The sequence below is a fragment of the Serratia sp. AKBS12 genome (genome assembly GCF_024793895.1).
Lineage (GTDB): Bacteria > Pseudomonadota > Gammaproteobacteria > Enterobacterales > Enterobacteriaceae > Serratia_F.
Genome location: NZ_JANUSB010000015.1, coordinates 1,921,990 through 1,936,041, shown reverse-complemented (window position 1 = coordinate 1,936,041; position 14,052 = coordinate 1,921,990). Strand labels below are relative to the sequence as shown.

Here is a 14,052-nt window from a genome sequence, read left to right as displayed (position 1 = left end):
AATGGCACCGGGTTTTTTGATCCTGTTTGAGAAATTAATACATTACGGTGTGACCGTAACTCTCCAGGATCCCCTTTACGCGATCCATGGTATCCGCTTTTGGCGGATGCACGCCGTCCAATTTGTACTCTTCACCCATCGCCACCCATTTGTGTTTACCCAGCTCATGGTAGGGCAGCAGCTCGATTTTTTCGATGTTGGCCATGTCTTTGGTGAATTCGCCCAGCAAATGGGCAGACCGGTCATCGTCTGACCAGCCTGGCACTACCACGTAGCGGATCCAGGTGCGTTGATTGCGTTTCGCCAGATAGCGCGCAAATTCCAGCGTGCGGTGATTGGATACCCCAACCAGATTCTGATGAATATCGTCATTCATTTGCTTGAGATCGAGCATCACCAGATCGGTGGTGTCCAGCAATTCGTCAATCACCGGATCGTAACGACGCACAAACCCGTTGGTGTCCAGGCAGGTATTGATACCTTCCTGATGACAGGCGCGGAACCAGTCGCGCACGAATTCGGCCTGCAAAATGGCTTCACCACCGGACGCGGTAACGCCGCCGCCGGAAGCGTTCATAAAATGACGATAGGACACGGTGTCCTTCATCAGTTCTTCAACGGTGACTTCCTTGCCGCCGTGCGTATCCCAGGTGTCGCGGTTATGGCAGTAAAGGCAGCGCATCAGGCAGCCCTGAAAGAATACGATAAAGCGGATCCCTGGACCATCAACGGTGCCACAGGATTCGAATGAGTGGATACGACCTTTCACGGACATTGCAGGGGTTTCTCCAAAATTGACTGTCAGGCGCAGTCTAAAAAGTAGGCATGTAGTGGTCGACAGGGATCAGCGATGCGGCAGCAGGGCGGTGCCCGAGTGCCGGAGTGGAACGATACCTGTCGGCCGGCTGTTTGCCGGATAACTGTTTTGCCGGATATCCATCGATTATAGACCGCTGGCAAAACAGACTCTGCGGAGTCAGGGGCGAGCATGGTGTGTTAAAAAGGCCGGAAAATCCGGCCCCGGTAAGCAATCGTCTGGCCGAGAGGGGGTATCCACCCGGCCAGGCAGAGGATTACATCGACTGAGTGAAGGTACGGGTAATCACGTCTTGTTGCTGCTCTTTGGTCAGCGAGTTGAAGCGAACGGCATAGCCGGAGACGCGGATGGTCAACTGAGGATATTTCTCAGGATCTTCCATGGCTTCCAACAGCATTTCGCGGTTCATGACGTTAACGTTCAGATGCTGGCCACCTTCGATTGACGCTTCATGGTGGAAGTAACCGTCCATCAGGCCCGCCAGGTTGGCTTTACGCACGTTGTCATCCTTACCCAATGCGTTAGGTACGATGGAGAAGGTATACGAGATACCGTCTTTGGCGTAGGCAAACGGCAGTTTGGCAACGGAGGTCAGCGAGGCCACTGCGCCTTTCTGATCGCGGCCGTGCATTGGGTTGGCACCAGGACCGAATGGCGCGCCGGCGCGGCGACCGTCTGGCGTGTTACCGGTTTTCTTACCATATACCACGTTGGAGGTAATGGTCAGTACCGACTGGGTTGGCACTGCATTGCGGTAGGTACGCAGTTTCTGAATTTTCTTCATGAAACGTTCTACCAGATCGCAGGCAATGTCATCGACGCGGGCGTCGTTGTTACCGAATTGCGGATACTCGCCTTCGATTTTAAAGTCCACGGCCAGGCCGTCTTCGTCACGGATGGTAGAGACTTTGGCGTACTTGATGGCTGACAGAGAATCGGCAGCGACCGACAGGCCGGCGATACCACAGGCCATGGTGCGGTAAACGTCACGGTCATGCAGAGCCATCAGCGCAGCTTCATAGCTGTACTTGTCGTGCATGTAGTGAATGATGTTCAACGCGGTCACGTACTGTTTTGCCAACCAGTCCATAAAGTGATCCATGCGATCCATGACTTTGTCATAGTCCAGCACCTCATCCATCATTGGTGCTTCTTTTGGACCAACCTGCATTTTCAGTTTTTCATCAACGCCGCCGTTGATGGCATACAGCATGGTTTTAGCCAGGTTGGCGCGCGCACCAAAGAACTGCATTTGCTTGCCGACCACCATTGGGCTGACGCAACAGGCGATGGCGTAGTCATCGTTGTTGAAGTCCGGACGCATCAGGTCATCGTTTTCATACTGTACGGAAGAGGTATCGATAGACACCTTCGCCGCGTATTTCTTGAAGTTCAACGGCAGTTTTTCTGACCACAGAATGGTCATGTTAGGTTCTGGCGACGGCCCCATGGTGTACAGGGTGTTCAGGAAGCGGAAGCTGTTTTTGGTGACCAGCGTACGGCCGTCAACGCCCATACCTGCCAGCGATTCGGTGGCCCAGATTGGGTCGCCGGAGAACAGTTCGTCATATTCCGGGGTACGCAGGAAACGCACCATGCGCAGCTTCATCACCAGGTGGTCAATCAGCTCCTGTGCCTGCTCTTCGGTCAGTTTGCCGGCTTTGAGATCGCGTTCGATGTAGACATCGAGGAAGGTGGATACGCGGCCAAAGGACATGGCTGCGCCGTTCTGGGATTTTACCGCGGCCAGGTAGCCGAAATAGGTCCACTGTACGGCTTCCTGTGCGGTGATGGCCGGGCGGGAAATGTCGCAGCCGTATTTGGCGGCCATTTCTTTGATTTGACCCAGAGCACGGTGCTGCTCGGCAATTTCCTCGCGCAGCTGGATGGTCATTTCCAGGTCTTCGCCGTTTTCCAGTTTGTCTTGCAGCGACTTGAACTGGTTCAGCTTGTCAGCCATCAGATAGTCGATACCGTACAGCGCTACGCGGCGATAGTCGCCGATGATGCGGCCACGGCCATAGGCATCTGGCAAACCGGTCAGTACGCCGGATTTACGGCAGTTCAGAATGTCTTTGGTATAAACATCGAACACGCCCTGGTTATGGGTTTTGCGGTATTCGGTGAATACCTTTTTCAACTGTGGATCCAGTTCGCGGCCATAGACCTTGCAGGAACCCTCAACCATTTTGATGCCGCCAAACGGAATTAGCGCACGTTTCAGCGGAGCTTCGGTCTGCAAACCAACGATGGTTTCCAAATTCTTGTTGATGTAGCCCGCGTCGTGAGAAATGATGGTAGAGGCGACGTTGGTGTCGAAATCAACCGGCGCATGAGTGCGGTTCTCCAGTTTGATCCCTTCCATGACCTGGTCCCACAGGGTGGTAGTGGCTTGAGTGGCGCCGGCCAGGAACGATTCGTCACCTTCATAAGGCGTGTAGTTTTTCTGGATGAAGTCACGGACGTTGACTTCGTTCTGCCAGTCGCCTTTGCTGAAACCTTCCCAGGCCTGGGCTAACTTTTGGTTAAGTTCGGTCATTGTACACCTACCTTCTAATTGTGGATTTCGAACCCGGCGTTGCGATAGCGGCTCAGTGCTGCCGATCACCACGCAGATATATTACCCAGTAAGTCAACCCAACCAGCAGACCGCCACCAATGATATTGCCGAGGGTGACAGGAATCAGGTTGTCGATGATGAAATTGCTTACGGTCAGGTGAGCGAATTGCTCGGGCGTTGCTCCTACGGCCTGCCAGAACTCCGGCGCCGCGAGATGCTTGATTACGATACCCATCGGGATCATGAACATGTTGGCGATACTGTGCTCAAAACCGCTGGCGACGAACATGGCGACTGGCAGTACCATGGCGAACATTTTGTCCATCAGGCTGCGGCCGGAGTAGCTCATCCACACCGCAAGGCAGACCATCAGATTAGCCAGGATGCCGAGTGATACGGCTTCAACAAAAGTGTGGTGGAGTTTGTGATCGGCAGTCTGCAACACGTTCAACCCCCACAGGCCGTTGGCCGTCATATATTCGCCGGAACACCACATCAGGGCGACGAAGAACAGCGCGCCGATCAGGTTACCAATATAGACATTAAGCCAGTTGGTTGCCAATTGGCGCCAGGTAATGCGGCCGCTGGCCTTGGCAATCACGGTGAGAACGGTGGACGTGAACAGGTCTGCGCCGCAGACCACCACCAGCATCAATCCCAGTGAGAAGCAGATACCGCCGACCAGTTTGGCCAGGCCGAAGGGCACTGCTGCGGTGCCGGTGGTAGCGGTGATATAGAAGACAAAGGCAATTGAAATGAATACGCCGGCGGTAATAGCCAGATAAAACGTTTTTAGCGGCTGCTTGGTCGCTTTATATACGCCCGCATCTTCGGCGACTTTCGCCGTTGCGGCAGGTAATAACAGATCGAAAGGGTTGTCTGCTTTCACGCTAGCTCTCGCTCAAAAGGGTTATAACAACGCAATGAGATACTAGCAAAGCGGTATGCGGTAAAAGTTGATTTGGATCATGTTGGGCCAAGGTAGACTGGTTTGAAACGCCAAAAACTCGACAAAAATGATCGTAACTATCTGTTTTTAATATAAAAAATATTTTTTAAACTTTGCAATATTTTTTGAATAAAGAGGAGGGGAGGTTGTTTTAATGGTTAATTTTTTGTATTTATTTCGCCGTCGCAGGGTGAAATGTTACCAGCTTATTAACCTTGATTTAACTTTTTCGCAGCCATTGCGAACGGCGGAATTTGCCTGCGTACCGCAGATGGCCAACCGATGAAAAATGCGCCGATTTCTCGGCAACATGTGGTATTTATCCTGGCTCGATTGATGGGCACCGCCGGTCGCGCCGTCGGTGCCTGACTGCTGGTTAGGCTTTTGCCCAATGGCGACGTTTTGCCTGCTGCAATTTTTCGTAGGCAGCCAACAGCGCCTGATGTGCCGGCAGTGCCTGCAGATCGCCGTCGACGGCGAACAGACCGTTAAAACGTGCTTCGCCGCTGATGGCTGCGGAGGCGGCATCAACGGTTTCCTGGCCGTACATCTTTACAAAGGCACCGTAATACTGTGCCGGATCGCGATCTGGCTCCTGCGCGAGCAGCAGCAGCGTTTGCAGACAGCGGTAATAGTTGCTGCGCTGTGGGCTGAGCACCGAGGCGTTAAAGTCCTGCGTCCATTCGGTCCAGATTAGCGCCTGCTCCATATCGCCGCCGGCCAGCGCCAGCATCGACTTCAACTCACCGACACGCAGCGTGTGCCAGGCGTTGTCCTTACCGGAGGCAATGCCCAGCAGTTCGCGTACGCGGGTAAAATCATCCAGCCCTTCGTCATCCAGACGTTCGAGCAGCGCCAGATATTCTTCCGGTGCCCAGTCGCTGTCCGGCAACGCCAGCAGCAGCTCGCGCAGATGTGCACCCATGCTGTTGTTGGCCAGCAGCAGATCCTCGGCCGGATAAATGTCGGACATCCCCGGTACGATGATGCGGCAGGCGTAGACGCCCAGATGCTCATAGTCGGCGATGTACACTTCCGCGTCTTCTTTCTTGAAGATGTCCATCAGGGTCGCGAATTCCTGCTGGGTACTGCCGCTAAAGCTCCAGTCAACGAAGGGATAATCCGCATCCTGCTTGAACATATCCCAGGAAATCAGGCCGCTGGAGTCGATAAAGTGTGTTTCGAGGTTGGCGTGTTCGGCCACTTCTTCATCATCGAAGGTCGGCGCAGTGAACACGTCGAGATCCTTCAGGCTGCGGCCCTGCAACAGCTCGGTCACGGTGCGTTCCAGCGCTACGCCGAAATCGGGATGGGCACCGAACGAGGCAAAGCAGGTACCGTTGGCCGGGTTGAACAACACCACGCAGATCACCGGGTAGTCGCCGCCCAGCGAAGCATCATAGGACAGGATCGGGAAACCTTCTTCTTCCAGCTTGGCGATGGCCTCGACCACCCCCGGATAGCGGTTCAGCACCTCGGCCGGGATCTCCGGCAGGCTGATCGACTCGGCGATGATGCGGTTTTTGACATAGCGCTCGAACACTTCCGACAGGCCTTGCACACGCGCCTCGTTGGCGGTGTTGCCGGCCGACATGCCATTGGAAACGTACAGATTGCCGATGATGTTCATCGGGATATACACCGTTTCCTGGTCGGACTGGCGAGTGAACGGCAATGCACAGATACCGCGATCGCCGTTGCCGGATTGCAGGTCGATCAGTTCGCTGGCGCGCACTTCCTGTTCAGGATTGTAGAACGCATGCAGTCGCTGATCGAGGATACCGGCCGGCAGTGAATCATCCGCCGGGATCGGGAACCACTTCTCGTTGGGATAATGCACGAAATCACCCTCGGCGATCTGCTTGCCCAGGTAGAAGTCGGCAAAGAAATAGTTGGTCGACAAGCGTTCGAAATATTCGCCCAAAGCGGAAGCCAGCGCGGCTTTTTTGCTGGCGCCTTTGCCGTTGGTGAAGCACAGCGGGCAATCGCGATCGCGAATATGCACCGACCAAACGTGTGGAACCGGATTAAGCCAGGAAGCTTCTTCGATATTGAAACCCAGATCGCTTAATTTCTGTTGGAAACGGCTGATGGAATCTTCCAGCGCCGCGTCTTTACCGGGGATAAAAGTCTGCGTCATTGTCTTCACTTTTTGAGCGTACCAAAAACGCGCAATGATACGGGTTTTTGTCTGCCAGCTCCATGTATTCCTAAAGCGCCGGGGGGCTCACAGTTTTCATCGTGGCAAAGGTGATAATCCAGCGCATTATTCATCATGGAGAAAGCGAATGAAATCAATGAAAATCAGCGTGCTGGCGGGGCTGTTGGCCGGATTTAGCGGGGCGGCGCTGGCATTGCCGTCGATTACCATTCTGGCCACCGGCGGCACCATTGCCGGCGGTGGCAAATCAGCGACCCAGTCCAGTTATACCGCCGGGAAGCTGGGCATTGATGCCCTGCTGAGTGCGGTGCCGCAGTTGAAACAGTTGGCGAATGTGCAGGGGGAACAGCTGGTCAGCATTGGCTCACAGGACATGAATGACCAGGTGTGGCTAACGCTGGCAAAGAAAATCAACGCCGACTGCGCCAAGACCGATGGCTTTGTCATCACGCACGGTACCGATACGCTGGAAGAAACCGCGTATTTTCTCGATTTGACGGTGAAGTGTGACAAGCCGGTGGTGATGGTCGGCGCGATGCGCCCGGCAACGGCGATGAGCGCCGATGGCCCGTTCAATCTGTATAACGCGGTGCTGACGGCCGCCGATCCGCAATCCGCCAACCGGGGAGTGCTGGTGGCCATGAATGAAACGGTGCTGGATGCCCGCGACGCGACCAAAACCAGCACCACTGCGGTGCAAACTTTCCAGTCGCCGAACTTTGGTCCGTTGGGTTACATCCACAACGGGAAAATTGATTACCAGCGCACGCCGCAGCGTAAACACACCACCGCGACGCCATTTGACGTCAGCAAGCTGGATACCCTGCCAAAGGTCGGCATCATCTACAACTATGCCAACGCGTCCGATGCGCCGGCCAAGGCGTTGATCGCCGAAGGTTATCAGGGGATTATCAGCGCCGGCGTGGGTAACGGTAACCTGTATAAAACCGTCTTCGACACGCTGGCGAGCGCGGCGCACCACGGCGTGGCGGTAGTACGTGCCTCTCGGGTGCCGGGGGGAGCCACCACCGAAGATGCAGAAGTCGATGATGCAAAATACGGTTTTGTTGCTGCCGGTGCGCTCAATCCGCAAAAAGCGCGCGTTTTGTTGCAGCTGGCGCTGACGCAGACCAAAGACGCCAGCCGGATACAGCAACTGTTTAACCAATATTGAGAACTGGAGCGCGCTCTGTCAGGGCGTGCATCTCTCAATGTCAACGCAACGGCTAAGCTATAAGGCATCTTTGTTGCTGGAGGAGTGGTCCGCATGCGTGCGTTCGATATCAAGCGTATGGCGTTTGATGAAACATCCGTGGCGTTTCTGGCGGAGGTGGCGGCGCGTAGCCTGTTTACCTTTCTGCTGGTGTTCCTGTTTCTAAAAATGTCGGGACGCCGTGGCGTCCGGCAGATGTCACTGTTTGAAGTGCTGATTATCCTGACGTTGGGGTCCGCCGCCGGAGACGTGACCTTCTATCATGACGTACCGTTGTTGCCGGTGCTGACGGTATTTGTCAGTATCATGGTGCTATACCGGGTTTCTACTTTTCTGATGGACCGCCACCGCAAAGTGCAAGACTGGATGGAGGGGCGGGCGCTGATACTGGTCGACGAAGGGGTATTCGCCTGGGATACCATGAGCCAGGAGAACATCACCCATGACGAATTCTTTATGGAGCTGCGACAGGCCGGCGTCGAGCACCTGGGACAGGTGCGGCTGGCGATCCTGGAAGTCAATGGCGGCATTTCGGTCTATTTTTACGAGCCTGACCAGGTTCGGCCCGGTTTGCCGGTGTTGCCATCGCAGTGCGTGACCGCCGTCAATCGGGTTGAGCAGGACGGCGATTTCGCGTGCAGTATTTGTGGCATGATTGCACCGTTGCTCAGTACGCAACAGCATCAATGTCCTCGCTGTAAGAACGACCGCTGGATCGCCGCACTTTCTCATCGACGAGTTGGCTGAATACAGCATAAAAAACCGTGATAAGCCGCTGAATTGGCCGGCGTCATAGCGTTTTATCGCAGAAAATGGTCATCGTATGGCAGAGGCTGTTACCGCCGGTGTAGGCTGTTTCCCGCCGTCGGGCGAATAAGCGTTGCAGCGGGGGGGCGCGAGTGATAAAACCGATGTGCTGGATATCACATTATCCGGCCAGGGGTGTATTTCGGTTAGCCAAGCTGATTGGCGAAATAGTGAATGTGGTGAGGGGAAATGACTCAGGTTTATAATTTTAGTTCTGGCCCGGCTATGCTGCCGGTGGAAGTTTTGCGTCGCGCGGAACAGGAACTGTGCAACTGGCACGGCCTCGGTACATCGGTGATGGAAATCAGTCACCGCAGTAAAGAGTTCATCGCGGTGGCCGAGCAATCCGAACAGGATCTGCGCGACCTGCTGAAAGTCCCCTCCAACTATAAAGTCCTGTTTTGCCACGGCGGCGCGCGTGCGCAATTCGCCGCGCTGCCGTTGAACCTGCTCGGCGAGCAGACAACCGCCGATTACATTGACGGCGGTTATTGGGCGCACAGCGCGATCAACGAAGCGAAAAAGTACTGTTCGCCAAACGTGATTGACGTTAAAACCACCGTTGACGGCCTGCGCGCCATTGCGCCGATGAGCCAGTGGCAGCTCAGCGATGACGCGGCTTACGTTCACTATTGCCCAAATGAAACCATCGACGGCGTTGCCATCGATGAAACGCCAAACTTCGGCGACAAAGTGGTGATCGGCGATTATTCATCGACCATTCTTTCCCGTCCGCTGGATGTTAGCCGCTTCGGCGTAATTTATGCCGGCGCGCAGAAGAATATTGGTCCGGCCGGACTGACGCTGGTGATCGTGCGTGACGATCTGCTGGGCAAGGCGCGTCGTGAAGTCCCTTCCATTCTTGATTACACCGTATTGGCCGAAAACGACTCGATGTTCAACACGCCGCCGACGTTCGCCTGGTATCTTTCCGGTCTGGTGTTCAAGTGGCTGAAGGAACAGGGTGGGCTGGTCGAGATGGAAAAACGCAATCGGGCCAAAGCCGATCTGCTGTACGCCACTATCGACGGTTCCGACTTTTATCGTAGTCAGGTGGCGAGTGCCAACCGCTCGTGGATGAACGTGCCGTTCCAACTGGCCGACGCGGCGTTGGACTCGCTGTTCCTCAGCGAAGCCGAAGCCATTGGCTTGCAGGCGCTGAAAGGTCACCGCGTGGTCGGCGGCATGCGCGCCTCTATTTACAATGCGATGCCGCTGGCTGGCGTGCAAACATTGACTGATTTTATGGTGGACTTTGAACGCCGCCATGGTTGAGCATCGACGCCCCTGATAGTGGGCGAGGTTGGCTGTTGTTGCAATAAAGCGGCTCCGGCATGATCCCCGGAGCCGTTTCGTTTATCAGATTTGGAGAGTTTTGTTCACATGGTGGATTCCCTGACGTTACAACCGGTTGCTTTGGTCAATGGCACCGTCAACTTACCCGGCTCCAAGAGCGTTTCCAACCGGGCTCTGCTGCTGGCGGCGCTGGCGGCGGGCACTACCCGGCTGACCAACCTGCTGGACAGCGATGACGTGCGGCACATGCTGAACGCGTTACAGGCGTTGGGGGTAAGCTATCAGCTGTCTGCCGATCGCACCGTTTGTACGGTCGACGGCGTCGCCGGGCCGCTGGTGGCCAAACAGCCGCTGGAGCTGTTCCTTGGCAATGCCGGCACCGCCATGCGTCCGCTGGCTGCGGCATTGTGCCTGGGCAACGGCGAGGTGGTGCTGACCGGTGAACCGCGCATGAAAGAGCGGCCAATCGGCCACCTGGTTGACGCCTTGCGTCAGGGCGGCGCGCAAATCGACTATCTGGAACAGACCGACTATCCGCCGGTACGACTGCGTGGCGGCTTCAGCGGCGGCAACGTTAGCGTCGACGGCAGCGTTTCCAGCCAGTTCCTCACCGCGCTGCTGATGACCGCACCGCTGGCTGAGCAGGATACGCATATTCATATCAAGGGCGAGCTGGTATCCAAACCGTATATCGACATCACGCTGCACCTGATGCGCACCTTCGGGGTTGAGATCAGCCATGAGAATTATCGCGTGTTCCACATTGGTGGGCAGCAAACCTACGTGTCACCGGGCGATTACCTGGTAGAAGGCGATGCGTCTTCGGCCTCGTATTTTCTGGCGGCGGCGGCGATCAAGGGCGGTACGGTGCGCGTAACCGGTATTGGTACCCACAGCGTGCAGGGCGATACCAAATTTGCCGATGTGCTGGCGAAAATGGGTGCGCATATTACCTGGGGTGATGATTTCATCGAATGTCGCCGTGGTGAGCTGAATGGCATAGATATGGACATGAACCATATCCCGGATGCCGCAATGACCATCGCTACTGCCGCGTTGTTTGCCAACGGCCCAACCACGCTGCGCAATATCTACAACTGGCGGGTAAAGGAAACCGACCGTCTGGCGGCGATGGCCACCGAACTGCGCAAGGTTGGCGCGACGGTCGACGAAGGCGAAGACTACATTCACGTGGTGCCGCCAGCCAAATTGCAGTTTGCGGAAATCGGCACCTATAACGATCACCGCATGGCGATGTGCTTCTCGCTGGTGGCGCTGTCCGACACTCCGGTGACCATTCTTGATCCGAAATGCACTGCCAAGACCTTCCCCGACTATTTCGATCAGTTGGCGCGCATCAGTCAATTGGCGTAATGGATCCTGTTTGATAAAGGCCCTTGAACGGGCCTTTATTATTTTTATCCATCAAATTTCCTGTTTCTTCTATACTTTTTGCCCATCAGTGGCCTTATTTTCGCCAACCGGAGATATGCAGGGTAACAGTTGATCCTATACCCGCGTATAATACGCCACCGAATCCGCCCCGATTGGGCTGGACGGCAGGGACGCGTATATTTTGCCGTTGCCGCAATGCTGGCGGCAGGTGAGTCCCTGTGAGGTTTTTTACCCGAAGGAGAGAGAAATGACGGCTACAGCCCCGGTGATAACCGTTGATGGACCAGGTGGCGCAGGCAAAGGCACCTTGTGCCAGGCATTGGCCGAATCCCTTGGCTGGCGTTTGCTGGATTCCGGCGCAATCTATCGCGTGCTGGCTCTGGCTGCGCTGCATCATCAGGTTGATATCACGTCAGAAGAAGCGCTGGTCCCGCTGGCCGCACATCTCGACGTCCGTTTTGTTGCTGAAAACGGCAAGCTGCAAGTGATTTTGGAAGGTGAGGATGTCAGCAATGAAATCCGCACCGAAACCGTAGGCAATACCGCGTCTCAGGCAGCCGCTTTTCCGCGGGTGCGCGAGGCGCTGCTGCGTCGCCAGCGGGCATTCCGCGAGGCGCCAGGCCTGATTGCCGACGGCCGCGATATGGGCACGGTGGTGTTTCCCGACGCGCCGGTCAAGATTTTCCTTGACGCCAGTTCGGAAGAACGCGCACACCGCCGCATGCTTCAGTTGCAGGAAAAGGGCTTTAATGTTAACTTTGAACGTCTTTTAGCCGAGATAAAGGAACGGGATGACCGTGACCGTAATCGGCCTATTGCGCCTCTGGTGCCGGCTTCCGATGCCCTTGTGCTGGATTCGACCAGCATGTCGATTGACGAAGTCATCCAGCGTGTGCTGGCATATGCGCATAAAGTTTTGGCGTTGCCGCAGCAATAAGCGCGGCGGCGTTTTTGGCTTTTTGCCAAATTTGTCATCGAATTGACATAGCAGTATCATGATATATCGGGTAAAATTTTACCCCTGTAACCTAAACCCAGTCGGCATGGAGCCAATGGCCGGGTATGTTAAACAACCCCATTCGGCGGGACGCTAAATGGACGTTAAACTAAAGAACCCTGAAGATTAACAACATGACTGAATCTTTCGCTCAACTCTTTGAAGAATCCCTGAAAACAATCGAAACCCGCCCGGGTTCCATCGTTCGTGGCGTTGTAGTTGCTATCGACAAAGACATCGTACTGGTTGACGCCGGTCTGAAGTCCGAGTCTGCCATCCCGACTGAGCAATTCAAAAACGCCCAGGGCGAACTGGAAATCCAGGTTGGCGACGAAGTTGACGTTGCTCTGGATGCAGTAGAAGACGGCTTCGGTGAAACCCTGCTGTCCCGTGAGAAAGCTAAACGTCACGAAGCTTGGATCACGCTGGAAAAAGCTTACGAAGACGCTGAAACTGTTACCGGTGTTATCAACGGCAAAGTCAAAGGTGGCTTCACTGTTGAGCTGAACGGCATCCGCGCGTTCCTGCCAGGCTCTCTGGTAGATGTGCGTCCGGTACGCGACACGCTGCACCTTGAAGGCAAAGAGCTTGAGTTCAAAGTCATCAAGCTGGATCAGAAACGCAACAACGTTGTTGTTTCTCGTCGTGCAGTCATCGAGTCCGAGAACAGCGCAGAGCGCGATCAACTGCTGGAAAACCTGCAGGAAGGCATGGAAGTCAAAGGTATCGTCAAGAACCTCACTGACTACGGTGCATTCGTTGATCTGGGCGGCGTTGACGGCCTGTTGCACATCACTGACATGGCTTGGAAACGCGTTAAGCACCCAAGCGAAATCGTCAATGTGGGCGATGAAATCACTGTTAAAGTGCTGAAGTTCGACCGCGAACGTACTCGTGTTTCCCTGGGCCTGAAACAACTGGGCGAAGATCCATGGGTTGCTATCGCGAAGCGTTACCCAGAAGGCACCAAGCTGACTGGTCGTGTTACCAACCTGACTGATTACGGCTGCTTCGTAGAAATCGAAGAAGGCGTTGAAGGTCTGGTACACGTTTCTGAAATGGATTGGACCAACAAAAACATCCATCCGTCCAAAGTTGTTAACGTGGGCGACGTAGTGGAAGTTATGGTTCTGGACATCGATGAAGAACGTCGTCGTATCTCCCTGGGCCTGAAGCAGTGCAAATCCAACCCATGGCAGCAGTTCGCAGAAACCCACAACAAGGGCGACCGCGTTGAAGGTAAAATCAAGTCTATCACTGACTTCGGTATCTTCATCGGCCTGGACGGCGGCATCGACGGCCTGGTTCACCTGTCTGACATCTCCTGGAACGTTGCAGGCGAAGAAGCAGTTCGTGAATACAAGAAAGGCGACGAAATCGCAGCTGTGGTTCTGCAAGTTGACGCAGAGCGCGAGCGTATCTCCCTGGGCGTGAAGCAACTGGCTGAAGACCCGTTCAATAACTACCTGTCTATGAACAAGAAAGGTACTATTGTTACTGGTAAAGTCACCGCAGTTGACGCTAAAGGTGCTACAGTTGAATTAGCAGGCGGCGTAGAAGGTTACCTGCGTGCATCTGAAGCCTCTCGCGACCGTGTTGAAGATGCAACTCTGGTTCTGAACGTAGGCGACGACGTTGAAGCCAAATTCACCGGTGTTGACCGTAAGAACCGCGTTGTAAGCCTGTCCGTACGTGCTAAGGACGAAGCTGACGAGAAAGATGCTATCGCTACTGTTAACAACAAACAGGAAGAAAGCAACTTCTCCAACGCTATGGCTGAAGCCTTCAAAGCGGCTAAAGGCGAGTAATGACGGTGGGGCGGTCTCTGACCGCCCTGATACGGTAGTTTAGCTGCAA

10 protein-coding genes are annotated in these 14,052 nt (G+C 54.9%); 6 read left to right on the top strand and 4 right to left on the bottom strand.

All coding sequences use genetic code 11. From position 1 onward, the window contains the following. Positions 1–34: 34 nt before the first annotated feature. The 4 genes from pflA to ycaO all read right to left on the bottom strand — a co-directional run bounded on the left by pflA (position 35) and on the right by ycaO (position 6,466). Complete coding sequence (gene pflA, locus NYE85_RS18955; protein WP_004964954.1) at positions 35–775, bottom strand: pyruvate formate lyase 1-activating protein; 741 nt, start codon at positions 773–775, stop codon at positions 35–37. A 298-nt stretch (positions 776–1,073) separates the two neighbouring features. Further along, complete coding sequence (gene pflB, locus NYE85_RS18950) at positions 1,074–3,356, bottom strand: formate C-acetyltransferase (RefSeq protein ID WP_259006234.1); 2,283 nt, start codon at positions 3,354–3,356, stop codon at positions 1,074–1,076. Positions 3,357–3,408: 52 nt separating this feature from the next. Then, positions 3,409–4,266 carry a formate transporter FocA gene (gene focA / locus NYE85_RS18945; RefSeq protein WP_259006233.1) on the bottom strand — a complete coding sequence of 286 codons (858 nt, stop codon included), beginning with the start codon at positions 4,264–4,266 and terminating at the stop codon, positions 3,409–3,411. Between the two features lie 436 nt (positions 4,267–4,702). Further along, positions 4,703–6,466, bottom strand: coding sequence for a 30S ribosomal protein S12 methylthiotransferase accessory factor YcaO (ycaO, locus tag NYE85_RS18940; RefSeq protein ID WP_259006232.1), 1,764 nt, complete (start codon positions 6,464–6,466; stop codon positions 4,703–4,705). A 148-nt stretch (positions 6,467–6,614) separates the two neighbouring features. Here ycaO and ansB point away from each other — a divergent pair, with 148 nt between their 5' ends. The 6 genes from ansB (at position 6,615) to rpsA (ending at position 14,003) form a co-directional block, all read left to right on the top strand. Beyond that, on the top strand, positions 6,615–7,661 hold the full coding sequence (gene ansB, locus NYE85_RS18935) for an L-asparaginase 2 (RefSeq protein WP_259006231.1): 1,047 nt from the start codon (positions 6,615–6,617) through the stop codon (positions 7,659–7,661). A 93-nt stretch (positions 7,662–7,754) separates the two neighbouring features. Continuing rightward, complete coding sequence (locus tag NYE85_RS18930) at positions 7,755–8,447, top strand: DUF421 domain-containing protein (protein WP_259006230.1); 693 nt, start codon at positions 7,755–7,757, stop codon at positions 8,445–8,447. Positions 8,448–8,696: 249 nt separating this feature from the next. After that, a complete protein-coding gene (serC, locus tag NYE85_RS18925; RefSeq protein WP_259006229.1) occupies positions 8,697–9,782 on the top strand; it encodes a 3-phosphoserine/phosphohydroxythreonine transaminase in 1,086 nt (361 codons plus the stop codon). Between the two features lie 108 nt (positions 9,783–9,890). Beyond that, positions 9,891–11,177, top strand: a complete 1,287-nt coding sequence (aroA, locus tag NYE85_RS18920; RefSeq protein ID WP_259006228.1) for a 3-phosphoshikimate 1-carboxyvinyltransferase — start codon at positions 9,891–9,893, stop codon at positions 11,175–11,177. 268 nt (positions 11,178–11,445) lie between these two features. Beyond that, entirely contained in the window at positions 11,446–12,135 is a 690-nt protein-coding gene (cmk, locus tag NYE85_RS18915; RefSeq protein WP_259006227.1) for a (d)CMP kinase, read from the top strand. Positions 12,136–12,329: 194 nt separating this feature from the next. Then, positions 12,330–14,003 carry a 30S ribosomal protein S1 gene (rpsA, locus tag NYE85_RS18910; protein WP_259006226.1) on the top strand — a complete coding sequence of 558 codons (1,674 nt, stop codon included), beginning with the start codon at positions 12,330–12,332 and terminating at the stop codon, positions 14,001–14,003. Positions 14,004–14,052: the final 49 nt, after the last annotated feature.